The sequence below is a fragment of the Streptomyces sp. MMCC 100 genome (assembly GCF_041538145.2).
Classification (GTDB): Bacteria; Actinomycetota; Actinomycetes; order Streptomycetales; family Streptomycetaceae; genus Streptomyces.
This window is the reverse complement of the sequence record NZ_JBGORK020000001.1, coordinates 5891495-5914155: the sequence shown is the minus strand read 5'-3', so window position 1 is coordinate 5914155 and position 22661 is coordinate 5891495. Positions and strand designations below refer to the sequence as shown.

14 protein-coding genes and 3 pseudogenes are annotated in these 22661 nt (G+C 70.7%); 11 read left to right on the top strand and 6 right to left on the bottom strand.

Annotated elements, in window-relative coordinates; genetic code table 11:
• Window positions 1–1579: 1579 nt before the first annotated feature.
• The 3 genes and pseudogenes from fdh to qcrB all read right to left on the bottom strand — a co-directional run.
• Window positions 1580–4087 (bottom strand): annotated as a pseudogene (gene fdh / locus ABS735_RS27385) (formate dehydrogenase); the annotation flags it as partial.
• A pseudogene (locus ABS735_RS27380) lies at window positions 4088–4375 on the bottom strand (hypothetical protein); the annotation flags it as partial.
• Window positions 4376–4391: 16 nt separating this feature from the next.
• Window positions 4392–5978, bottom strand: a complete 1587-nt coding sequence (gene qcrB, locus ABS735_RS27375) for a cytochrome bc1 complex cytochrome b subunit (protein WP_373903591.1) — start codon at window positions 5976–5978, stop codon at window positions 4392–4394.
• 267 nt (window positions 5979–6245) lie between these two features.
• On the opposite strand from qcrB, the gene ABS735_RS27370 reads away from it, so the two are divergent.
• Window positions 6246–8027 carry a thiamine pyrophosphate-binding protein gene (locus ABS735_RS27370; protein WP_373903592.1) on the top strand — a complete coding sequence of 594 codons (1782 nt, stop codon included), beginning with the start codon at window positions 6246–6248 and terminating at the stop codon, window positions 8025–8027.
• A gap of 137 nt (window positions 8028–8164) precedes the next feature.
• Here ABS735_RS27370 and ABS735_RS27365 read toward each other — a convergent pair.
• Together ABS735_RS27365 and ABS735_RS27360 are read right to left on the bottom strand one after the other, a co-directional pair.
• Window positions 8165–8451, bottom strand: a pseudogene (locus ABS735_RS27365) (IS3 family transposase); the annotation flags it as partial.
• 412 nt (window positions 8452–8863) lie between these two features.
• Window positions 8864–9652 carry an OBAP family protein gene (locus ABS735_RS27360; protein WP_373903593.1) on the bottom strand — a complete coding sequence of 263 codons (789 nt, stop codon included), beginning with the start codon at window positions 9650–9652 and terminating at the stop codon, window positions 8864–8866.
• 311 nt (window positions 9653–9963) lie between these two features.
• Here ABS735_RS27360 and ABS735_RS27355 point away from each other — a divergent pair, with 311 nt between their 5' ends.
• The 8 genes from ABS735_RS27355 to ABS735_RS27320 all read left to right on the top strand — a co-directional run bounded on the left by ABS735_RS27355 (window position 9964) and on the right by ABS735_RS27320 (window position 19594).
• Entirely contained in the window at window positions 9964–11112 is a 1149-nt protein-coding gene (locus ABS735_RS27355) for a hypothetical protein (protein WP_373903594.1), read from the top strand.
• A gap of 77 nt (window positions 11113–11189) precedes the next feature.
• Window positions 11190–11693: a CU044_2847 family protein gene (locus ABS735_RS27350; RefSeq protein ID WP_373903595.1), complete on the top strand. Its 504-nt coding sequence runs from the start codon at window positions 11190–11192 to the stop codon at window positions 11691–11693.
• A 288-nt stretch (window positions 11694–11981) separates the two neighbouring features.
• Entirely contained in the window at window positions 11982–13379 is a 1398-nt protein-coding gene (locus tag ABS735_RS27345; protein ID WP_373903596.1) for an MFS transporter, read from the top strand.
• Window positions 13376–14509, top strand: a complete 1134-nt coding sequence (locus ABS735_RS27340) for an FAD-dependent monooxygenase (RefSeq protein ID WP_373903597.1) — start codon at window positions 13376–13378, stop codon at window positions 14507–14509. The genes ABS735_RS27345 and ABS735_RS27340 overlap by 4 nt, the downstream gene beginning before the upstream one ends.
• 377 nt (window positions 14510–14886) lie before the next feature.
• Window positions 14887–15774, top strand: coding sequence for a polyphosphate polymerase domain-containing protein (locus ABS735_RS27335; protein ID WP_373903598.1), 888 nt, complete (start codon window positions 14887–14889; stop codon window positions 15772–15774).
• Window positions 15771–16448 carry a DUF4956 domain-containing protein gene (locus tag ABS735_RS27330; RefSeq protein WP_373903599.1) on the top strand — a complete coding sequence of 226 codons (678 nt, stop codon included), beginning with the start codon at window positions 15771–15773 and terminating at the stop codon, window positions 16446–16448. The genes ABS735_RS27335 and ABS735_RS27330 overlap by 4 nt, the downstream gene beginning before the upstream one ends.
• On the top strand, window positions 16448–18193 hold the full coding sequence (locus ABS735_RS27325) for a CotH kinase family protein (protein WP_373903600.1): 1746 nt from the start codon (window positions 16448–16450) through the stop codon (window positions 18191–18193). The genes ABS735_RS27330 and ABS735_RS27325 overlap by 1 nt, the downstream gene beginning before the upstream one ends.
• A gap of 54 nt (window positions 18194–18247) precedes the next feature.
• Window positions 18248–19594 carry an APC family permease gene (locus tag ABS735_RS27320; RefSeq protein WP_373903601.1) on the top strand — a complete coding sequence of 449 codons (1347 nt, stop codon included), beginning with the start codon at window positions 18248–18250 and terminating at the stop codon, window positions 19592–19594.
• A 30-nt stretch (window positions 19595–19624) separates the two neighbouring features.
• Here ABS735_RS27320 and ABS735_RS27315 read toward each other — a convergent pair whose 3' ends face one another.
• Entirely contained in the window at window positions 19625–20059 is a 435-nt protein-coding gene (locus tag ABS735_RS27315) for a hypothetical protein (protein ID WP_373903602.1), read from the bottom strand.
• A 115-nt stretch (window positions 20060–20174) separates the two neighbouring features.
• Here ABS735_RS27315 and ABS735_RS27310 point away from each other — a divergent pair, with 115 nt between their 5' ends.
• Both ABS735_RS27310 and ABS735_RS27305 read left to right on the top strand, forming a co-directional pair.
• Window positions 20175–20822 (top strand): TetR/AcrR family transcriptional regulator, encoded by a 648-nt coding sequence (locus ABS735_RS27310; protein ID WP_373903603.1) that lies wholly within the window; start codon window positions 20175–20177, stop codon window positions 20820–20822.
• A gap of 197 nt (window positions 20823–21019) precedes the next feature.
• Window positions 21020–22642, top strand: a complete 1623-nt coding sequence (locus ABS735_RS27305; RefSeq protein ID WP_373903604.1) for an MFS transporter — start codon at window positions 21020–21022, stop codon at window positions 22640–22642.
• The last annotated feature ends 19 nt before the right edge of the window (window positions 22643–22661 follow it).

Sequence of the window (22661 nt, the reverse complement as noted above, 5' to 3'; positions counted from 1 at the left end):
ACAGGCCTTCGGGTGGACCCCCGGCAAAGTACTGCAAATGCTGCTGCATGATGAGCCCTCGATCTCGGACCCGACCTCGTACACGGAGGTCCTGGCGGCGGTGAGTGCGGGGCATCACCGGCGGTAGGGGATCGCGGGAGCACCGGGACGGGCGAGCGGCGCCCTCGCGCGCCTGCTCTCGGGACTTCAGGACATCGGCCCGCTGGAGCAGGTGGAGGACGCCATACGGGACAAGCGCAGTGTCTTCCGGGTCGCGGAGCCGGTGGTGCTTCGAACATGCCGCACTGGAGAGCCTCGGCGGCCGGGTGAGCTGGGTGCGCCCGACGGAGATTGACTGCCGGGAGCATCGGCGCGGTCATGAACTGGATCTTGCGGTGGCGGAGTCGCCGGCGTTCGGAACCGAACGGATCACCGCGATCGGTGAGCCCAAGGGGACCCGCAAGCCTGTTGGCCTGCCGCAGTTGGAGCAGCTGGAGCAACTGGAGCACCTGCGGGGACTGCTGCCCAGCGCCACGGTGGGGGCCCTGCCCAAAGCTTCTGCTCCTCGCCCGCTCTGGCTTCACCGGCGATCTGAGGCGTGAGGCCGACCGGCGTGGCGATATCGAACTCGTCGACCTGCACCGCATGTACCACGGAGCGTGATGCCCAGCATGTGTGATGTGGGCGTTACGGGCGATACCTTAACGCTGAAATGACGCTCGTAACGCTGGTCCTGACGGGGTGTCAGGCAGCGTGTTGGCCAGATCAGGACCGGTCAGGGCGGCGTACGTCGATGGGGTGCCGAGGGCGAGTGACGCTCTGCGCGGAGCTGCTCGTTCCTGCTGATCAGTTGTCCCAGAAGAGACCAGCGAGCGCGGCGACCTGCCGCGATGAGTGGCTGATGGCGGCTGATCTGCGCGAATGACCTTTCAGCTGTACGCCACTGCGAGCTCGACGGGCACCCTGCCGTCCACGAGGGTGCTGGAACCTTGGTGTCAGGTGACCTGCGCGGTGGACGCCTTGCGGGATCGTAGGCTCCTGACGATCGACGATGACTGTGTGATCGCTGCCGGCAGTAGGCCGGCGGTGCCCGCCAAACCTCGGGCGCCCTACAGTGAACGGCCCGTCGCCGGGGCCCGGCGGGCGAAGGCGCGGGAGCTGGTTGAGCGGCTCGTCACCGAGGGACGCAAATAGGTCGACCTGGTTCCCGGTTCACCCGGGACGTGAAGGGGCTCGGCCACCACGGCACGGGCGACGCGCGGGCAGGTAGCGGCGGTGGAACGTCAATGATGCGGGGGATCGCCGGTTTGGCCAACCGGCTGCCGCAACCACGGCCCCTCGGTCGAGGCTTTCTGAGCGATCGTCGCTCCCATAGCGTGCCGCCCGTTGACGCGCGGTCCACCACACCGGCGCTTCTGCGGTTCGGCGTCGTGGCTTCCGCCGGGACGGCTGTACTGCTCCTGGTCGGCGGTCTGCTGTGCGTCGCCGGTGCTTCCGCCTCGTTGTCCTCCTGAGGGGCGGTGCGGTGGTACCGGGGTGGGGGAGCTGGTGGCCCGGGGCGAGCACTCCGTGGTCCTCAGGTGATCCCACCCGCGCACACTCACGGCTCGGTGCCGGTGTCCTCGTCGATACCGGCCCGTGCCCGGTAGGCCCGCACGAGTTCCGTGGCGGCCGCCCCCCTGGTGCGGCGTCCGGGCCGAATGTCGACGGCGAACGCCTTGGTCTCCTGGATGTGCGTGTTGGGGTCGAGTGACATGTGCAGCAGTTCGTTGGCCGCGTCCCCTGTGGTATAGCCGTTCGGGCCCCAGTGATAGGGCATCCCCACCTGGTGCAGCCGGCGGCCCTGGACGGTGAGCGGGGCCATGCGGTCGGTGACCAGCACCCGGGCCTCCACCACGCCGCGGGCACTGACGATCGTCGCCCAGCCGGTGTGCTCCAGTCCGCGCTCGGCGGCCAGCTCGGGGGAGACCTCGCAGAAGAACTCCGGCTGCAGCTCGGCGAGATAGGGCTGCCAGCGGGACATGCCGCCCGCTGTGTGGTGCTCGGTCAGCCGGTAGGTGGTGGCGACGTAGGGGAACACCTGCGAGCCGGGTTCCCTGCCGCTGGGCTGGTAACGGTTGTCAGGGTGCGGCGGCAGCAACTGCCGCACGGGGTTGCGCTGCTGCTCGTAGAGCAGATTCGGGAACGGCGAGTCCTGCGGTTCGTAGTGCGTGGGCAGCGGGCCGTCGGTGAGGCCGGACGGGACGTACAGCCACGCCTTGCCGTCCGCCTGCATGATGAAGGCGTCCGTCCCGGTCAGTGCCTCGGGGCCGGTCGCGCCCGGCGGTGGTTCGTGGTCAGGGGCCTTGTCCTTCTTGAAGTCCGGCACGTCGTGGCCGGTCCACGCGCCCTCGTCCGCGTCCCACCACACCAGGGACTTGCGCTCGCTCCAGGGCCTGCCGCCGGGATCGGCCGACGCCCGGTTGTACAGGATGCGGCGGTTGGCGGGCCAGGCCCAGCCCCACTCGCCGGCCACCCAGTTCTGCTCCTTGGCCGGCTTGCGGCGGGCGGCCTGGTTGACCCCGTCGGTGTAGACCCCGCAGTAGATCCAGCAGCCGCATGCGGTGGAGCCGTCGTTGTTGAGCTGTTCGTACGAGGTGAGCGGGTTCCCCTCGGCGTCGTACCCGTTGATCTCGGCGAGCACGGCCTCCGCCTCCGGCTCGGCGTGGTCGCCCTTGGTCGGGTAGTCCCACGTCAGGTCCAGCAGCGGTCGGTCCATCTCATCGGTGGACGCGGCGAGTTTCTCCCGGATGATCCGGCCCAGGTGGTAGGTGAACCAGAGGTCGCTGCGGGCCTCGCCGGGCGGTTCGACGGCCTGGTGGTGCCATTGCAGCAGCCGCTGGGTGTTGGTGAAGCTGCCGTCCTTCTCCGTGTGGGCGGCGGCGGGCAGGAAGAACACCTCGGTGCCGATGTCCTCGGTGCGCATCTCGCCCGTCTCGATCTCCGGGCCGTCCTTCCACCAGGTGGCCGACTCGATCAGGGAGAAGTCCCGGACGACGAGCCAGTCCAGGTTGGCCATGCCGAGGCGCTGCATCTTGGCGTTGGCGGAGCCGACCGCGGGGTTCTCGCCGATCAGGAAGTAGCCCTTGCAGGTGCCCTCCAGCTGGGCCATGACCGTTTCGTAGGTGGAGTGCGAACCCGTCAGCCGTGGCAGGTAGTCGAAGCAGAAGTCGTTGTCCTCGGTGGCGGCCCCGCCCCAGTACGCCTTCAACAGGCTGACCAGGTAGGCCCGCATGTTGCCCCAGTAACCCTTCTGCGCCGCCTCGCCCTCCACGAAGGAGTCCAGGTCGTCCCGCTCGTGCGCGTGGGGCATGGGGATGTAGCCCGGCAGCAGGTTGAACAGGGTCGGGATGTCCGTGGAGCCCTGGATGGAGGCGTGCCCGCGCAGGGCGAGGATGCCGCCACCCGGCCGGCCGATGTTGCCCAGCAGGCTCTGCAGGACGGAGGCGGCACGGATGTACTGCACGCCGACCGTGTGCTGCGTCCAGCCGACCGCGTAGGCGAACGCGGTGGTCCGGTCCCTTCCGGAGTTGTCCGTGACCAGTTCGCAGACCTGGAGGAAGAGGTCCTGCGGGACGCCACAGATCTGCTCCACCATCTCCGGTGTGTAGCGCGCGTAATGACGCTTCAGTACCTGGAAGACGCAGCGTGGGTGGCTCAGCGTCTCGTCCCGTTCCGGCTGGCCCTCGGGGATCGTGGCACCGCCGGAGCCGTGGGACTCACCGCCCGCGGCAGCCTCCACCGAGGCACCGCCACCGGTGCGGTCTTCGTACTCCTGGTCGCGCTCGCCCGACGCCGCCTGGACTTCCATCCCTTCGTACTGCCAGCTGCTGTTGTCGTAACTACGGGTTTCCGGGTCGAGGCCGGAGAAGACGCCCTCGAGGTCTTCGGTGTCGCGGAAGTCCTCCCTCAGGATGTACGGCCCGTTGGTGTAGGCGACGACGTAGTCACGGAAGTAGCCCTCGGTCCGCAGGACGTGGTTGATGATCCCGCCGAGGAAGGCGATGTCCGATCCGGCGCGCAGCGGCACGTGGACGTCGGCCAGGGCGCTGGTGCGGGTGAAACGCGGCGGCTTGCGCTGCTCGATGAAGGCCACGTGCCGCCAGGTGTCCGCGCCGAGCCCCTGGGTGTTGTCGTAGGACATGCCGGTCAGCTCCAGGCCGTCCTCGGGGATCGCGTTCCACTCCTTGCACGCCACCTCGCACGCCTTGCAGCCGATGCACACGGACGTGTCCGTGAAGAAGCCCATACGCGGCGGAGCGTCGGGATGTCCGGCGACGCGCGCCACCTCCGACTGGGGACCGGAGAGCAGGTTCCCGTCCGTTGCGACTTCGGGAATCCCGATGTCGTCCGTCATGACCCGACCTCCTCGCTCATGTGTCGTCGGCTTCGAGAGCCTCGCCGGGCGCGGCCCGTACGACGTCGATCCGCTGTCGCTGCCACGCGGTGACGGGCAGCTCGACTCGTTCGCCGAAGTACCAGCGGCTCAGCGCGTTGCGGACGCGGTGCTTGTGGAACCAGCGCCACGCCTCGGTGCCGTGCGTCAGGGAACGCGACTCGACGCGTACGACGATGCGGTACGTCTCGGCCGCGGGCAGCAGTGTCCTCGCCTCCTGGTATCCGCCGTCGGCGTTCCTGCGCACCTCCTCGGCCGCCCGTCCGTTCAACAAGCGTCGGCGGTCCGCCGCCTGGAGCCCCAGGCACGCCCGTTTTGTGGCGAGGTAGGTGACCAGGGGCACCACGAAGAGCGCCGTGCGGAACCCGTAGGTCAGGGCTTCCAACGGCACCTTGAACACGTGGGCGAGAACGTCCTGCCCGCCGGCCATGAGCAGCACGCCGTAGGCCGACACAGCGGCAGCGCCCAGGGCGGTGCGCGTGGGCTCGTTACGCGGCCGGTCGCACAGGTGCTGCTCGGGTCCGGGGCCGGTGATCCACCGTTCGAAGAACGGATAGCTGTAGAGGATCACGAACAGCGTGGTCGGCAGGACGACGGCGGGCAGGAAGACGTCCCACACGACGGTGTGTCCGGCGACGTCCGTCTCCGCGCCAGGCATCAGCCGCAGCGCGCCCTCCAGGAAACCCACGTACCAGTCGGGCTGGGCGTCGACGGACACCTGGTCGGCCCGGTAGGGACCGAAGCTCCACACCGGGTTGATCTGCATCAGGGCGGCCATCAGGCTGAGCACCCCGGCCACGACGAAGAGCAGGCCGACGGACTTGGCGGTGTACTGCGGGAAGAACGGCTTGCCGACCGCGTTGCGGTTGGTACGGCCGGGCGCGGCCCAGTGGGTGTGCTTGTGGTAGACGACGAAGCCCAGGTGGACCACGACGAGGGCCAGCAGCAGTCCGGGCAGCAGCAGGATGTGCGCCACGTACAGCCGCGGGATGATCTCGTGCCCGGGAAACTCGCCGCCGAAGACGAAGAACGCCACATAGCTACCGACTACCGGGATCGACAGCACGATGCCCTGCGCCGTGCGCAGACCAGTGCCCGACAGCAGATCGTCGGGCAACGAGTAGCCGCAGAACCCCTCCAGCAGGGCCAGCAGGAACAGCGTCACGCCGATCGTCCAGTTCACCTCGCGGGGCCGCCGGAAGGCGCCAGTAAAGAAGATCCGCAGCAGGTGGACACCGATCGCGGCGACGAACACCAGCGCCGCCCAGTGGTGGACCTGCCGGACCAGCAGACCGCCGCGGACGTCGAAACTGATGTGGAGCACGGAGGCGTACGCCTCCGACGTCCGCACGCCCCGCAGCGGCAGATACGCGCCGGTGTACGGGCGCTCGGTCATGCCGGGGTGGAAGAAGAAGGTCAGGAAGACGCCGGTGACGACGAGCACGACGAGGCAGTACAACGCGATCTCACCGAGCAGGAACGACCAGTGGTCCGGGAACGCCTTCCGGAGGAACGCCTTGCCGGCGGACGACACCGGGAGGCGCTTGTCGAGCGCGGTCACCACACGTTCGCCCCTGGCCGGGGGCCGGGCCGACCTGTCCTCGCTAGACCCCGCCACGGTGTGTTGCCCTTTCTGCCGGCCGGCCCCGCCCACTGCCCGCCGTGTCCGATCGCTCACCACTCGTTCCGAGCCTGGCACGGGTGCCCCCGAGGCGCGCGGCCGAAACGGCGACCGAAGCCCGGCAGGGTGACCGTGGACCAGTGCCGGTTTGCCGGGGTGGCCCCGGGCTACCCGGAGCGGCGATGACGGCACCGAGAGCTGGAGGTGCGAGTGACCAGCGTCGCCGCATTCGTCGCGGCCCGTCTGCGCACCTGGGGCACGGACCGGGTGTTCGGCACGCCCGGGCCGGACGTCGACCCCCTCGTCGCCGGACTGGGCGGCGGGCGGCGGGCCCCCGAGTTCATCCAGGTACGGCACGAGGAATCAGCCGCCCTCATGGCGTGCGCTCACGCCAAACTCACCGGACGCGTGGGCTGCTGCCTCGCTCCCTCAGGGCCCGGGGCGCTGCGCCTCCTCGGCGGGCTGTACGACGCGGCGCTCGACCGCCGGCCCGTAGTGGCCCTGATCGGCGAGTCACCGGTGCCCCCGGGCGCCGGCGTCCGAGGCCGCACCGTTTTGACTGCCCACCTCTTCGCCCATGTGTCGGAGTACTCCGAGCGGGTCACCGATCCGGCCCTGATCGGGGACGCCTTGGACCGTGCCCTGCGCGCCGCGCTCGGTGGCCGGGGGGTGGCCACCCTGATCGTTCCCCGCCCCGTCCTCGAGGCCAAGGCACCGTCGGAGCCCCGCGAGGAGGAGGCCACCTCGTCACCACTCCACGTGCGCCCACCGCTGAGGCCGCTGGACGCACAGGTGCGGCGCGCGGCCGACGTCCTCAACGACGGCCGCAGGGCCGCCGTGGTCGTGGGGCCGGACGCGGCCGGAGCCGCCGACCTCGTCACCGAAGTGGCCGAACGGCTCGGCGCAGGTGTCGCCAAGACGCCTTCGGGCCGCGACGTCCTTTCGGACGACCTGCCGTTCATGACGGGCGTGGCCGCCGCGTTTGGCAGCGCCCCCGCAGCCTCACTCGTGCGCGACTGCGACACGCTGCTCCTCGTCGGGGCGCACGACTTCGACACCGCTCTGCTGCCCGCCTCTGGCCCGCAGCACTGCCGTGTCGTCACTGTCGACGCGGACGCAGACGCATGCCCCGTCGACACAGACGCCTGTCCCGCCGTGCCGGTGACGGGCAACGTTGTCCTGACGCTGGAGACGCTCCTGCCACTCCTCCACCGCCGCTCCGACAGCCGGTGGCGGGATGCGGTCGAGGAAGCGGTGGAGGAGTGGCAGGCCGAGGGGCGGGCGAAAGCGCGTCGCTTCTTCGGCATGGCCATCAGCCCCCGCTCCGTGGTCGCCGAACTGTCCGCACGGCTGCCGGACCACGCGGTCGTCGTCACCGACACCGGCTCGGCCCTGGACTGGTGGACCCGGCACCTCCTCCTGCGCGACGGGATGCGTGCCCTGCTCTCCAGGCACCTCGCCACGCCCGGAGCTGCCGTCCCCTACGCGGTCGCCGCCCGTCTGGCCTGTCCCGAACGCCCGGTGATCGCCCTGGTCGGCGACGGGGCACTGCAAGCGGGCGGCATGAACGAGCTGATCACCGTGCGACGACACCTGCAACGCCTCGCCGACCTGCCCCCGGTGATCTTCTGCGTCCTCAACAACGAGGATCTCAGCCGGCTCACCTGGCAGCGTCGGCACGGAGACGGAAACCCACGCATCCCGACCACCGGCGAGGTGCCCGCGGTGTCCTACGCGCAGTACACCGAACTGCTCGGTCTGCCCGCCGTTCGCTGCGTCCGTCCGGGTGATGTGGCGCTCGTCTGGGAGGAGGCGTTGGGGGCCAAGGGCCCGGTGCTGCTGGAATTCATGGTGGACGGGGACACACCGCCGGACTGGGCCGACCCGGGCGACCGGGCACTCGGTGGCCAGGGGCTGCGGCACGCCGCCGAGACATCGTCATGGCGTCGACGCATCACTGCCTCGGTGAGCCGCCGACTTGGATCGGCCTGACACCGGGCCAGACCGCGCCATAGATGCACAGTCGGTGCATTCCATCCGGTACACAAGAAGGGGTTGCCTGCGTCGCGGTAGCCAAACGGCCTCATCGGCCCAGCCCGCCCTGCCGACCGGCCTCGAGAAGGTGGGGCGCCCTCCAGACCGAGGTCGCGCATCAGCCGGGCGACGGTGCACCAAGCCACCGGTATGCCTTCACAGTGCAGCTGCCGCCAGATGCGGCTTTTCGCCGCGTAGTAGGTGCTCGTCGCGACCTTCAGTCCGTGACTGGTCAGGACTCGGCAGATCGGCTCGACTCCGAAGACCTGGCGGTGTGCGTCGATTAAGGCTACGAGCGCTTCGACGGCCGGTCGAGCTCGGCCGCGAGGAAAGCCGAGGCCGCCTTGAGGATCTCGTTCGCCCGCCGCAGCTCGGCGTTCTCCGCCTTCTCAAGTCCCAATCCCGAACGACGACTTCGACAACGAGGTGAAGATCCCCGGTGGCTCGGCGGTCGAGGTCTGGGAGGTGAAGCAGGCCGGCGGCCCCGCCGAGGCCGACGGCCCGGCACAGCTCGCCCGCTACATCAAGAAGCTGCAGAAGACGCTGCGCGACAAGGGAGACAACCGGAAGGTCGTAGCAGGCGCCGACATCGTCCCGGAGCGGGGGCCGACGCCCAGCATGGGCAACCCGAAGGAGAAGAACACGGCCCGTTCCACCCAAGGCGCGGAGCGTGCTGAGCACGGTCATGTAAGGTTCAACGGCGCCGGCGCCGCCACTGTCCCGCCGGACGTCTCCGGTGCCGGCTCCTGTCAGCCGCCGGGCGGACTGGTCGCGTTCTTGTGGGACCCGCTCGTTCAGCGTTTGAAGTCGGTCTCCTCGAGGCGGGTCTGCACCGTCCGGCCGCTTTCCCACGCGTTGGCGCCCGGTGCCACTTCCGGCATGGGGATGTCCGCGCGGTTCTCCCGCTTGCCCGGTGTCGAGATGCCGAGCCTGTCGTCCCGGGCCCGGATCATCTCGTCCGATGCCTGTCCGTCCTCGGTGAAGCCCATCATCAGCTGGGGGATGCCGTAGGGGAAGTCGTCGCGGTCGTACTGCCAGGTGTGGAACGTCTTGCCGTAGGTGGTGACGAGGTCCTCGAAGTAGGCGTGTTCGGCCAGGTCGGGGATGCCGGGGGCGGTGAGGCTGCCGGACTTGACCTCGTAGTGGTGGCTGTGCCAGAGCCGTTTCTCGTCCTCGGGCAGGCCGCGGAAGCGTTCCTCGCTGATGATGTACTCGATGCCGATCAGGCGGGCGTCGGGCGCGTTGCGGTCGAAGATGACGCACTGGTGCAGGTCGTGCTGGAGGTGGATGCAGAAGTGCGTCGCTTCCACCTGCCGGCCCATGTCGTCGGCGTACAGGTGGAAGCCGTTGAGGTAGGTGCTCATCGCCTCCAGCGGGTACTTCCGCTGCATCGAGCCGGCCGCCAGGTCCAGCGCGCGGTGTTTGAGCGGGTGCCCCTTGCCGATCTTGCCGACCGTGGCCGCCTTGCGGCCGAACAGGAGGCCGGCCGCGGCCGTCACGCCTGCCGCGGCACCGATGCCGATGCTCGCGGCCGGCCCCAGGCCGGAGCTGCGTGAACGGTTCGTGCCCTGTGTGAGTGTCATGGTCGGCGAGTCCCCTGTGCCTCGTGGCCGTAACGCCCGTCGGCGGTGCTCGGGAGCAGGGGGCGCCGGGTGTGCCGTTTTCCGGGCGCGGGGCTGTGGCGGGCGCTCACCAGCGACACGACGCGGTCTTGCCCGCCGGCTGGACGGCCGCTCGGATCCGCTGGTGGGTGCGGCCTCCTCCCGCCGCCGATCATGTGGGGGAGGACATCTTCGGCAGTCGGCCAGTGGGCCGCCGGGATTTCCGGCACGGTATGGAGCGATGAGCAGGCGATCGGCGGCTGCGGGAGCCGGACGGTGAGGGTGGGGAGCGCATGACTGATCAACCGGTGTTCGTCCTGGGTGAGGAACTGGAGGCCTTGGAGCTTGCCGGATTCGAGACCGAGGAGGAGTTCCAGGAACTGCTGGCGCTCCATCCGCGGGTGCTCGACTTCGGGTCCCTGGCCGACGGCCGGCCGCTGCGGCTGGTCCTGGTGGCCCGCGAGATGGGCGTCCCGACGAGTACGGAGAGCGGGTCGGCGTACTGGCTGGACCACCTCTTCGTCGACGCCGACGGCGTGCCGACGCTGGTGGAGGTCAAGCGGGCCACGGACACCAGGATCCGGCGCGAGGTCGTCGGGCAGATGCTGGACTACGCGGCGAACGCCGCCCGCTACTGGCCTGCCGCCCTGCTGCAGCGGTCCTTCGAGGACACCTGCGTCAAGGACGGGCGTCCCCTGGAGGAGGCGTACGGGGAGTTCCTCGGCGAGGGTTCCGCGGACGAGTTCTGGCAGACGGTCGAGGAACGGCTGGCCGCCGGGCAGATGCGGCTGCTGTTCGTCGCCGACCGGATCCCGTTGGAGCTGCGGGCGATCGTGGAGTTCCTGAACCGGCAGATGCGGCAGACCGACGTGTACGCGGTGGAGCTGACCCAGTACCGCGGCGGGGGAGACCTGCGTGTCCTCGTGCCGCGCATCCACGGGGAGGTCGCCACGGCGGCGAAGTCACCCTCCGGCCGCCGTACCACGCAGCGGACCACCCGGGTCGAGATGGACGCGGCGATTCGGTCCCGCCCCGATGCGGAGGTGCGGCGGACCGCGGCGGCCCTGCTTGATCACGCGGCGGCCGGCGGGCGACTCGAGGGCGGCACGGCCAAGTACCGGAGCATGTCCGTCTACTACCCCGTCTCCGGGCGGCAGGTGCCGGTCTGGACCCTGTCCCTGCAGGACGACCCGGTCCGCGACGACCTCTCCTTCGCCTTCGGGTCGATCACATATCACCTCGGCCGCGAGCGGGCGGCGGCGTTCGCCGCGGCCCTGCCGGCCGTGCCCGGGCTGGTGGAGCGGCTGGCGGCGTTGCCGGCAAAGGACTACAACGCCTGGCCGTCCGTCTCCCTGGCCGCCCTCGCCGCGGAGCCCGGCGCCCTGGACGGCGTCCTGTCCGCGATCCGCGGTCTCGTCGACGGTGAGGGAGCCGCCGTCTGATGGCGTCGTCGCGAACGGCCGGCAGCCAAGTCGGCTGTCGTGCTGCTCGTACGCTCGTACGCTCGTGCGCTCGGAGCGTGAGCCACCAGCACGTGACGCCCGGCGACGACGGTTCCGAGCGGGCACTGGAGGAGCGGCCCGGGCAGCGGGACGCCGGCCGGTCGCCGCGTTCGGTGGCTGCGAGGCCGGTCAAGGCTCAGCGGCTGCGGGACCTCGAGCACCTGCTCGCCGAGTTGCCGGACGGTATCGGCGCGTACGAGGTGGAGGTACGGGCCTGTCTCCTCGGGGAGCCGGCGCTGATCGGCGCGGGGAGCGGACGGCGTCTCCTGGCCACGTACGCCGAAAGGCTGCGTGAGCTGGGACATCCGCCGGCTCCGGGCACGTTTCCCGCAGGCACGCCCGACGGACGACGGCGCCGTGGCCGGCCACGGGGCGAGGAGCCCGTGTGCCCGGACAAGATCGAGGTGGAGTTCGGGGTACGCCTGAGCACCGAGGCCGGTGCTGTCATCGCCGAGTCAAGCCTCGACGGCCACCTGACGGTCGAGCTCAGCTGGGAGGGCGGGCGAGCCGCCCAGGAATGAGCGCCCGGGGACTGCCCGGTCGCGCGTCGGCCTCCACCTGCGGGAGGGCCTCCACATTGCCGCGCCCGGGCTCTTGGCCCTCCCACCCCCTACCCCGGTAGCACCTCCACATTGGCTCCCGGATATGACGCCCGGCGCGCGGGCGTCACCGCACTCTTCCTCCCGTCGCCCAGGGACCGCCGTACCACCCACGGACGGCGCCCGCACGGACAAGGAGGCGGAGATGACAAGTCGACAGGAAGAGCGCGAAACCGGTGAGCCGGCCGGTACGAACGCGGCCGGACGCTCATGACCACGACCCCGGCTCCTCCGACCCGCATCGGAAAGGCCGCGGTCGGGGCCCTCGGCCTGCTGGCGCTGTCCACCGGTGCCCTGGAGTCGGTGGTGTCACCGACGATCCCGCTCCTGGAACGGGAACTGGACATGAGCCAGTCCGAGGGGGCGCTGCTCAGCATCGTCCTTCTCATCACCGGAGCGCTCATCACCCCGTTGGCGGGCAAGTTCGGTGACCGCTACGGCGGGAAGAGGGTCCTGATCCTGCTGATGACGGTGGTCTCGGTCGGCGGCACGGTGTCCGCCCTGGCCCCGAACCTGCCGGTGCTGCTGCTCGGCCAGGTACTGCAGGGCGCGATGGTGGGCGCGCTGCCCCTGTCGTTCATCGTGGTCCGCAGACACCTCCCCGCGGGCGAGTCCAAGGTGGCCATCGGCGTGGTCAGCGGACTCTTCGTCGGGGGCGGCATGGTCGGCATGCTGTCGGCCGGGCCGGTGGCCGAACAGCTCTCGCGACACTGGATGTTCGCCCTCCCGACGCTCGCGGTCATCGGGGCCACCCTGCTCGTGAACAGGCTGATGCCCGCCGATCCGCCGGGCCGGACGGACGACGCCGGGATCGACTGGCCCGGCCTGCTGCTCCTGAGCGGGATGCTGGTCACGCTCATGCTCGTCCTCGCGCTGGCGCCCGAAGTCGGCTCGCAGCCGCTTGCGCTCCTCGCCCTCGTGCTGGTCCTGGCCGCGTTCGTCACCGGATGGGTGAGGGTCGAGCGGCGTGCGGCCTCGCCGATGATCGACCTGCGCATGCTGGCACGGCCCGCGATGTGGAAGGCGTGCGTGCTGACGTTCGTGATCTGCCTCGGCACCGCGATGGCGGTCTATCTCGTCCCACAGCTGCTCGACGAGCGCGGCGACGGGTACGGATTCGGGGCGAGCGCCACCGAGATCGGCCTCTTCCTGCTGCCCGGCGCCATCGCCGCGACGCTGGCCGGACCGCTCGGCGGGATCGGGGACCGGCGTTTCGGCTCGCGTGCCGTGGTCAACACCGGCGTCGTCATGATGACCGTCTCCCTGGTCGCCCTGGCGGTCGTGCACACCGAGATCTGGCATCTCGTCGTCGGCAAGGCGCTGATCGCGCTGGCCAACGGGCTGTGCGTCACGGCGATGATGACCAGCACCGCCACCTCCGTCGACCAGAACGACACCGGCATCGCCACCAGCCTGATCCTGGTGAGCCGCGTCCTCGGCTACGCCGTCGGCGGGCAGCTGGGCGGTGCGCTGCTCACCGCCGCGACCCCTTCCGGGTCGGAGGTCGCGGCCGAGTCGGCCTACGTCACCGGACTCGTCATCGCCGGCGTCGTCACGTCGCTGGCCCTGTTCGTCACCCGCACCATGAGCAAGGGAGTCAAAGCATGACCCGCACCACGCACAGGCCCGAGGTCCTCGTCTCCGGGGCGAGCATCGCCGGCCCCGCCCTGGCCTTCTGGCTCAACCGTCACGGATACGCGGTCACCGTGGTGGAGAAGGCCGGCGCGCTCCGCAGCGGCGGCTACCCCATCGACGTACGCGGCACCGCACTCGACGTCGTGGAGAAGATGGGGATCCTGCCGCGACTGCGGGACGCGCACATCGACCTGCGCCGGCTCACCTTCCTCCACGCGGACGGCAGCGAGGTGGCCTCGCTCCACCCGCACGCCGTCACCGGCGGCGCAACGGGACGGGACCTGGAGATACGGCGCGGGGACCTGACGGACGCGCTGTACACGGCGGTCCGGGACGACGTGGAGTTCCTGTTCAACGACTCCGTCGACACCCTCGACCAGTCCGGCCGCGGAGTCGACGTCACCTTCCGCGGCGGCGACAGCCGTACGTTCGACATGGTGTTCGGCGCGGACGGCATGCATTCCCGCACCCGGGAGATGCTGTTCGGCCCAGAGGAGCAGTTCCACCGGTACCTCGGCCACTGCTTCGCCGTGTTCACCATGCGCAACGCCCTCGGCCTCTCCCACGAGACGGTCATGTGGAACACCCCGGGCAGGGCCGCCGCCCTCTACGCCGTGGGGGACGACGACGAAGTGCACGCCTTCCTGAACTTCGCCCGACCCGACCCGCCCCACGACGCCCTCGGCAACCCCGACGCCCAACGGACCCTGCTCGCAAAGGTCTTCGCGGACGCCGGATGGGAGGTCCCGGGCATCCTGGCCGCGCTCCGCGACGCGGACGACGTGTTCTTCGACGCGGTCAGCCAGATCCGCATGCCCCGCTGGTCCAGCGGCAGGGTCGCGCTGCTGGGCGACGCCGCGCACGCCCCCTCGTTCCTCACCGGCCAGGGCACCAGCCTCGCCCTCATCGGCGCCCACAACCTCGCCGCTTCCCTGGCCGACCGGGACCACACCGCGGGCTTCGCCGCCTACGAGCGCGGCACGCGGGACTTCGTGACCCGGACCCAGGACCGGGTCGGTGAGGGCGGCGGCACCCTCTTCCCGACCACCGCCAGGGCCCTGGAACAGCGCAACGAACGGCTGCGCGGCCTCAGCGCCCGGTGAACCCGCCCCGCGGCCGTCTCGCCGCGGGCGGGCTCCGCATCCACTGGCTGGACCGTGTCGGTGCGGCTCCGCAGGAAGACCGCGGCGACGGCCACTGCGAGGAGTACCGGGGCGGGTGGCGGGCCCGGCCTCCTCGGTGACGGCCGGGGCGACGAGGACGGGGTGGCGGAATGACCGGGGTGGAGGGCGACCGGGTTGCAGGAGGACCGGGTTACAGGAAGACCCGGTGACGGATGGCCTGCGTTGTTCATCCGTAATACACCTTCAATGCACCTTGTATTCATCAGGAATTGACGCCGCATTCTCAGCTCTCTCCCAGGTGACGCCTGTTCCGTGTCCCGTGCCGGTCGACGAGGCCGGGGGGACGAAGGAGGCGCATGGTGGCACTGCCGGGCCAGGGCGAGGGCCAGGGCGAGGGACCGTTGCACGTGGCCGGCAGGCTGCACGCGTTCAACCGGTTCGAGCTGAAGTACCTCGTGCCGGTCGAACAGGCCGCCGGGATCCGGGACGAGCTGGCCGAGCGCATGGACCGGGACCTGAACAGCCCCGTCGGCGGCTACGGAGTCTGGAGCCTGTACTACGACACTCCCCAACTGCGTTTCTACTGGGAGAAGATCGAAGGGCTGAAGTTCCGGCGCAAGCTGCGCATCCGGCACTACGGGAACCTGGACGAGGTGACCGACGAGTCCCCCGTGTGCGTGGAGATCAAGCAGCGGGTCAACCGGGTCACCCAGAAGCGCCGGATCACCCTCCCGTACGGAACCGCCCGGCAGTTGTGCGACGGGCGGCGGGTGATCGAGCACGGGGCGGGGGAGAGCGCCTTCGTGCAGGAGGTCCTCGAACTCGTCGTACGGCTGAACCTGCAGCCCACCGCCATCACCGGCTACCAGCGCGAAGCCCTGGTCGGCCGAGCCGCGGACACCGGTCTGCGGGTGACGTTCGACCGGCGCATCCGCGGCCGGGACCGCGACTTCCACTTCGGCACGCCGAACGCCGAGAACCGGTTCACGATCCCGCCGCACATGTCCGTGATGGAGGTCAAGGTCAACGAACGAACCCCGCACTGGATCACCGACCTTGCCGCCCGCCGCAACCTCAGCCTCGTCCGGGTCTCCAAGTACGTGCAGTCCGTCGAGGCGTTCGGCCTGGCCCCCCGGTCCGTCTTCCACGTCAACGAGGCGGACTGTCCGCCTCCCACCCCCACCACCCCGCTGTCCGAGCAGCGGTCGGCGCACGACGCGTCCGTGAAGGCAGGAGCACAGTGAACTTCGATCTCCAGGAACTCAGCGGCACGTTCAGCGTCGCCGACGTCGTGGCCGCCATGGCGCTGTCGTTCGTCCTGAGTACGCTGATCGGCTACGTCTACCGGTACACGCACCGGAACGTCTCCTACAGCCAGTCCTACGTACAGACCCTGGTGATCGTGGGCATGATCGTCGCCCTGATCATGCTGGTCGTCGGGTCCAACCTGGCCCGGGCGTTCTCGCTCGTCGGCGCGCTGTCCGTGGTCCGCTTCCGCAATGCCGTGAAGGAGACAAGGGACGTCGGCTTCATCTTCCTCGCCATGGCGATCGGCATGGCCTGCGGAGCCCGCTTCTACACGCTGGCCGCGGTCGGCGCCGTCGTCGTCTGCGCCGTCGTCGTCATCATGTTCAAGTTCAACTGGTTCGCCCTGAACGTCCAGCGCCAGGTGGTCAAGGTGCAGGTGCCCGCCGGCGAGAACTACGGACCGGCGATCAGCGACGTGCTCATCAAGTACACCAGCGAGTACGAGCTGGTGAGCACGGAGACGATCCGGGGCGGCGCCCTCAACGAGGTGTTCTACACGGTGCGCATGAAGAAGGGCACCGAGCCCGGTGACCTGGTCAGCGCGCTGCAGGAACGCACCTCCGGGCAGCGGGTGACGGTCCTGACCGGTTACGACACGACCGACCTGTGATGCCGGGCAACGGTACGCCGGTGCGTGCGCGACGGCGGCTGAAGGACCGGGTGCCGGTGCGGCTGCGGCACCACTGGAGGCCGGTCGGCGCGCTGTGCGCGGGGCTGGCGGTCATGGTCTACGCCTTCGGAGACGCCCGCGTCTCGCCGTACGTCACCTCCTCCTCCCGCGTGGAGGCCGACGTCATCACGGACGACGTCCGGGGGACGGTCGGCCTCTACGACACATCCGTCGCCCACTCCGTCCAACTGCAGTACGACCAGACCGAGTTCGACAAGATGATGAAGGAGTTCCAGGAGGACGGGAACAAGGAGTACATCAAGGCCGACCTCACCGTCGACGGGGTCTTCCTCGAAGACGTCGGGCTCCGTCTGAAGGGCAACTCCACCCTGATGTCCCTGCGCGGCAACGGCCGGGACACGCCCGGTGGCGGCCGGAACGTGCCCGGTGGTGCCAATGGCGCCGGTGGCGCCGGTGGCGCAGAGGCCGGGCAGGGAGCAGCCCCGGCCCCGCAGCAGCAGGGCGGCGGGGCCGGGGACACCGCCGGGGACCGGGGCGGCATGGGCGGGGGCGGCATGGGCGGGGGCGGCATGGGCGGGGGCATGACGCAGTACGACCTGTCCGAGGACAAGCCCGAGGAACTGCCCTGGCTGATCAAGGTCGACGAGTACATCGAGGGCCGCGCCTACCAGGGCGAGCGCGAGATCTCACTGCGCCCCGGCAGCAACGGACAGGTGCCGGTGAACGAGGCGCTGACGCTGAACCTGATGGGCACCAGCGGTCTGAAGAACGAGCGGTACGCCTTCACCTCGGTCAAGGTCAACGACCGGCCCGAGGCCACCCGGCTGATGGTCGAGAACCCCGACACCGAGTACGCCGACTCCGTCGGGGACGGCAACGGGGTGATGTACAAGGCGCGGGCCGGCAGCAGCTTCGCGTACGTCGGGGACGACCCCACCGACTACGAGGAGTCGTTCAAGCAGCTCAACAAGGTGGGCAGCCAGGACCTGGAACCGGTCGTGAAGCTCATCCGGTGGGTCGACCAGGCCTCGGACGAGGAGTTCGCCGAGCACCTCGACGAGTACGTGGACGTGGAGTCCTTCGCCACGTACGTCGCGGCGCAGAACCTGCTGCTGAACTCCGACGACATGGCGGGCCCGGGCAAGAACTACCTGCTCCGGTACGACCTGGACACCAAGAAGTTCTCCGTACTGGGCTGGGACTACAACCTCACCCTCTCCGGTGACGCGACCACGGGCCCGGACGACGAGTTCGGCATGGGCGCCGGCAGGGAGGGCGGCCAGGGCGCGCCGGGCGGGGACACCCAGGTGCCGGAGGGGATGCCGGAAGGTGCGCCCGAAGGTACGCGGGAAGGGATGCCCGAGGGAATGCCGGAGGGTATGCCCGGCGGTGGTGCGGCGCAGGGCGAGGACGGCGAAGGCGGCATGGGCGGCGGCCCGGGCGGCGGCGCGGGTGGCGGCATGGGCGGCCACGCGCTCAAGGAGCGGTTCCTCGCCTCCGACGCCTTCGACGCCGTCTACAAGAAGGCGTACCGGGAGCTGTACGAGAAGTTCTACGGCTCGGGCACCGCGCTGAAGGCGCTCGACCGCGTCGCCGACCAGGCGAGCGCGGCCGGCGCGGACAGCGAGCAAGGCACGGCCCTGGACACCGTCGTCGAGAACCTGCGCAAGACGGTCGACGCACGCACCACGGCGCTCGCGAAGGACGAGGAGGTCACCGGCTGATCTCCCTCAGCCTGCCGTGGCGTGTTTTCCGCCCGGCGGGAAACCTGAGGCGTCATGGCGAGACTCGGAACGCAACGGTCGGCGGACACCCCTGACAGCCCGGCGCTCAAACGCGCGCTGACCACCCCGCTGCTGTACTTCTTCATCCTGGGCGACGTGCTCGGCGCGGGTGTCTACGTGCTGGTGGGCCAGGTGGCCGCCGACGCCGGGGGAGCGGTGTGGGTGCCGCTGGTCGTCGCGCTGCTGCTGGCGATGCTGACCGCCGCCTCCTACGCCGAGCTGGCCACGAAGTATCCGCGGGCGGGCGGCGCCTCCCACTACGCCACCCGCGCCTTCGGACCGTTCGCGGGGTTCGTCGCCGGCTTCTGCATGCTCGCCGCCGGCATCGTCTCCGTGGCCGCACTCGCCCGCGGCTTCGGGGGCGACTACCTGTCCGAATTCATCACACTGCCGGTCGGGCTCGTGGCCGTGCTGTTCCTCGCCCTGCTGGCACTGGTCAACGCGCGGGGCATCAAGGAATCGACCCGTGCCAACGTCGTCGCCACCGTCGTGGAGGTCGGCGGCCTCCTCGTCATCGTCGGCCTCGGCGTCTGGCTGCTGCTGCGCGGCGACGGCGACGTGGCACGGCTCGGGCAGCTCGGCACGCCGGAGAAGGGGGCCGCGGCGGCCGTCCTGAGCGGTTCCGTACTGGCGTACTACTCCTTCGTCGGTTTCGAGACCTCGGTGAACGTCGCCGAGGAGACCCGGGATCCGCGGCGCTCCTACCCGCGCGCGCTGTTCGGTGCCCTCGCCACCGCGGGGGCCGTGTACGTGCTGGTGGGCCTCGCCGCGTCCGTGGCGGTACCGACGGCCCGGCTGGCCGGGTCGAGCGGGCCGCTGCTGGAGGTCGTCGAGGCGGCCGGTGGCGTCCCGACCCGCCTGTTCAGCGCCGTCGCGCTGGTCGCCGTGGCGAACGGCGCGCTGCTCACCGGCATCATGTCCTCCCGGCTGGCCTACGGCATGGCCCGGGACGGGCTGCTGCCCGCCGCGCTGACCAGGGTGCTGCCCGGTCGCCGTACGCCGTGGGCCGCGATCGCGGTCACGACCCTGCTGTCGATGCTCCTCGCGCTCACCGGCAGTGTCGCCACCCTGGCGTCCACCCTGGTCCTGCTGCTGCTCGTGGTCTTCCTCATGGTCAACACGGCCGTACTCGTCCTGCGCCGCGACGCGGGCGAAGCGGACCACTTCCGGGCCCCGACGGTGCTCCCCGTACTGGGCGCCGCGTCCTGCGTCGCGCTCGCCACGCAGATCGAGGCCGAGGTGTGGCTGCGCGGGCTGCTGGTCGTGGCCGTGGGGATGGTCCTGGCCGCGCTCGCGGCCGTACGGCGGGCCAGGGCCGCGGACCCGGCCGGGCGTGGGTAGAGGTTCTGCGGCCCGGCGGGTCCGGCACCGTCATCCCGCCAGAGCGGCACAGCCCAGCGCGAGCAGCGCGAGGACCTTCACGGTCTCCAGCGCGACGTAGTAGAGGTGCGCGCGGGAGCGGTGTTCCGCAGGGTCCTCGCCCGCGAGCACGGCGTCGGAACGCCGGTTCAGAAGCGGGCGTACGACGCCGAGCTGTACGGCCAGCACGGCCACCACGACGGCGGTGAGCGCCACGACGGCCGCGGAGGGGCCGCCGGTGGCGACCGCGACGACCACGACGACGGCGAGGACGGCCTCGCCGAGGTTCAGCGCACGGAAGACCATCCGGCCGATGCCGAGCCCGATGGGGATCGTCACCCCTGGGGCCCGGAACTTCAGCGGCGCCTCCAGGAAGGAGATCGCCAGCACCATGCCGAGCCACAGGAAGGTGACGGCGCCTGCCACGGCTGCCGACGTCGAGTCCATCGCGGAGTCCTCGTCTTTCTCGTTGTCCTGCTCGTAGCGCCCCCGTGACAGAATGGACGACCCACGCCCACGCGCTTCATCCCACCCCCCCACATCGTCCCGCCCCGAGGTTCCCGTGACCAAGCCCGTCGCCCGTGAGCCGCAGCGACGCAACGCGCGGTCCAACAGGGCGCGCATCCTGGCCACCGCCCGCCGGGAGCTGGGGCGGAACCCGGACACCACCCTGGAGGAGCTGGCCCGGGCCGCCGGTGTCGTACGGCGTACCCTTTTCGGCCACTTCCCGGGGCGCGCGGCGCTTCTCGAGGCCCTCGCCGAGGAGGCGTCCGAGGTGCTGCGGGGCGCGATGGCCGACGCGGCGGAGCCGGCCGAACCGGCCGACCGGGCGCTCGCGCACTTCACGCTGCTGATGTGGCCCGTGGGCGACAGGTACCGCATGCTGCTGGCCCTGGCCCGGCACGACCTGGGCGTGGAGCGCGTGGCCGAGATCCTGGCCCCGGCCCGCGCCGAGGTCACCGCCATCCTGGAGCGCGGCCAGCGGGACGGGGCCTTCCCGGCCCACCTGCCGCCCGCCGTGCTGAGCGCCGGACTTGAGGCGATGATCGTCGCCCTGCTGGAACAGGTCAACGCCGGTGCCCTGGAGGACGACGGCACCCGGGCCACCGTCGCCACGCTCATCGCGGCCGGTGTGCCGCAGCGGCGGGCCCGGACCGTGGTCGAGGGCGTGATCCCGGCGGTGCTCGCGAAGCCCGTCGCGGCCGAGTAGGTCCCGGAGCCCCCGGACCGGCAGGTCTCGAGAACCTCGGGCCGCATACGTCTCGCCATCCCTCTGTAGGTGCTCAGCCGTGCGCAGGATGCGGCGGAGGCACCATATTTGCACGCCCATGTGCAACAAACTACTCTGCTCTTGTCTGCACACCTACGGGCAATTAAGTCGCCCTCGCTCGTTTCCCGGGAGCCCTCATGCCCCTACTGGCCAACACCCCCGTCGAGAAGATGCCCGGGCCCTACGCCCGGCGCTGGTGGGCTCTCCTCGTGCTCTGCCTGAGCCTGCTGATCGTCGTCATGGCCAACACGTCCCTGATCGTGGCCGCCCCGGACATGACGGCCGACCTCGGCCTGAGCAGCAGCGACCTGCAGTGGGTCATCGACGGCTACACCGTCCCGTACGCCGCGCTGATGCTGGTGCTCGGCGCGATCGGCGACAAGTACAGCCGCCGCGGCGCCCTCGTCACCGGCCTGGTGATCTTCGCGGGCGGTTCGGTGATGGGCAGCCTGGTGCACGAGACGGGGCTGGTGATCGCGGCCCGGGCGGTCATGGGCGTCGGCGCCGCCGTCGTCATGCCGGCCACGCTGTCCCTGCTGGTGGCGGTCTTCCCGAAGGGGGAGCGGGCCCGCGCCATCACGGCCTGGACCGCCACCTCCGGACTCGCCATCGCCGTCGGGCCGCTGGTCGCCGGCTGGCTCCTGGAGGACCACGCCTGGGGCTCGACCTTCCTCGTCAACGTCCCCATCGCGGTCCTCGCCGTCATCGGCGCGCTGATCCTCGTACCGCCGTCCAGGGCGGCCGGCACGGGCCGCGTCGACTACGTCGGCGGCCTGCTCTCCATCCTCTCCGTCGGCAGCCTGGTCTACGCGACCATCGAGGGCCCGCACTTCGGCTGGGGCGCCGGTCCCGTCACCGCGGCCGTCGTCGCCGGTGCCGGTCTGATCGCCTTCGTGGCCTGGGAGCTGCGCCACCCGCACCCCATGCTGGACGTGCGGCGCTTCCTGCTGCGGCCCTTCAGCGGCTCCATGCTGGCGGTGCTGTTCTTCTTCTTCGGCACCTACGGCGCCATCTACTACGCCACGCAGTTCCTGCAGTTCGTGCTCGGCTACGGCGCCCTGGAGACCGGCGTACGACTCCTGCCGCTGGCCGGTGCCGTGTTCGTCGGCGCGGCGGTGACCGGGCGGCTGACCCCGAAGCTGGGCGTGAAGGCCATGGTCGGCTCCGGCATGGCCATCGGCACCGTCGGCGTCTTCCTGCTGGTCCTGATCGACCAGGGCTCCACCTACGCCGACTTCCTCGCCCCGATGCTGCTGCTCGGCCTCGCCATCGGCCTCAGCGTCTCCCCGGCCACCGACACCATCATGGGCTCCTTCCCGGAGAGCGAACTGGGCGTGGGCGGCGGCGCCAACGACACCGCGCTGGAACTCGGCGGCTCGCTGGGCATCGCCGTCCTGGGCTCCCTGCTCGGCACCGCCTACCGGGACGAACTGGCCGGCCTGGTGGGCGACCGGCTCCCGGCCACCGCGCTGGACACCGCCCAGGACTCGGTGGGCGGCGGACTGGCCGTCGCCGAGCGGCTCGCCACCGACCCGGCCGCCGGACCGGAGCAGGCGCAGGCCCTCGCCGACGCCGTGAACCGGGCCTTCGCCCACGGCGTCTCGACGACCAGCCTCGCCGGCGGCATCATCATGGCCGCCGGCACGGCCATCGTCCTCGCCGTCCTGCCGGGCCGCCGGGCCCGCCGGGCCGCCGAGGAGAACTCCGCGGAGAGCGCGGCACGGGACCGGGCCGCCGAGTCGGTCCCTTCCCAGGGCTGAGCCCCCCGCCCACGTTCCG

Excerpts from the sequence above, each read along its gene's own strand:
- ABS735_RS27335 (WP_373903598.1), top strand. The coding sequence starts at position 14,887 with ATGGTGGCACTGCCGGGCCAGGGCGAGGGCCAGGGCGAGGGACCGTTG.
- ABS735_RS27345 (WP_373903596.1), top strand. The coding sequence starts at position 11,982 with ATGACCACGACCCCGGCTCCTCCGACCCGCATCGGAAAGGCCGCGGTC.
- ABS735_RS27305 (WP_373903604.1), top strand. The coding sequence starts at position 21,020 with ATGCCCCTACTGGCCAACACCCCCGTCGAGAAGATGCCCGGGCCCTAC.
- ABS735_RS27325 (WP_373903600.1), top strand. The coding sequence starts at position 16,448 with ATGCCGGGCAACGGTACGCCGGTGCGTGCGCGACGGCGGCTGAAGGAC.
- ABS735_RS27320 (WP_373903601.1), top strand. The coding sequence starts at position 18,248 with ATGGCGAGACTCGGAACGCAACGGTCGGCGGACACCCCTGACAGCCCG.
- ABS735_RS27360 (WP_373903593.1), bottom strand. The coding sequence starts at position 9,652 with ATGACACTCACACAGGGCACGAACCGTTCACGCAGCTCCGGCCTGGGG.
- ABS735_RS27340 (WP_373903597.1), top strand. The coding sequence starts at position 13,376 with ATGACCCGCACCACGCACAGGCCCGAGGTCCTCGTCTCCGGGGCGAGC.
- ABS735_RS27315 (WP_373903602.1), bottom strand. The coding sequence starts at position 20,059 with ATGGACTCGACGTCGGCAGCCGTGGCAGGCGCCGTCACCTTCCTGTGG.
- ABS735_RS27355 (WP_373903594.1), top strand. The coding sequence starts at position 9,964 with ATGACTGATCAACCGGTGTTCGTCCTGGGTGAGGAACTGGAGGCCTTG.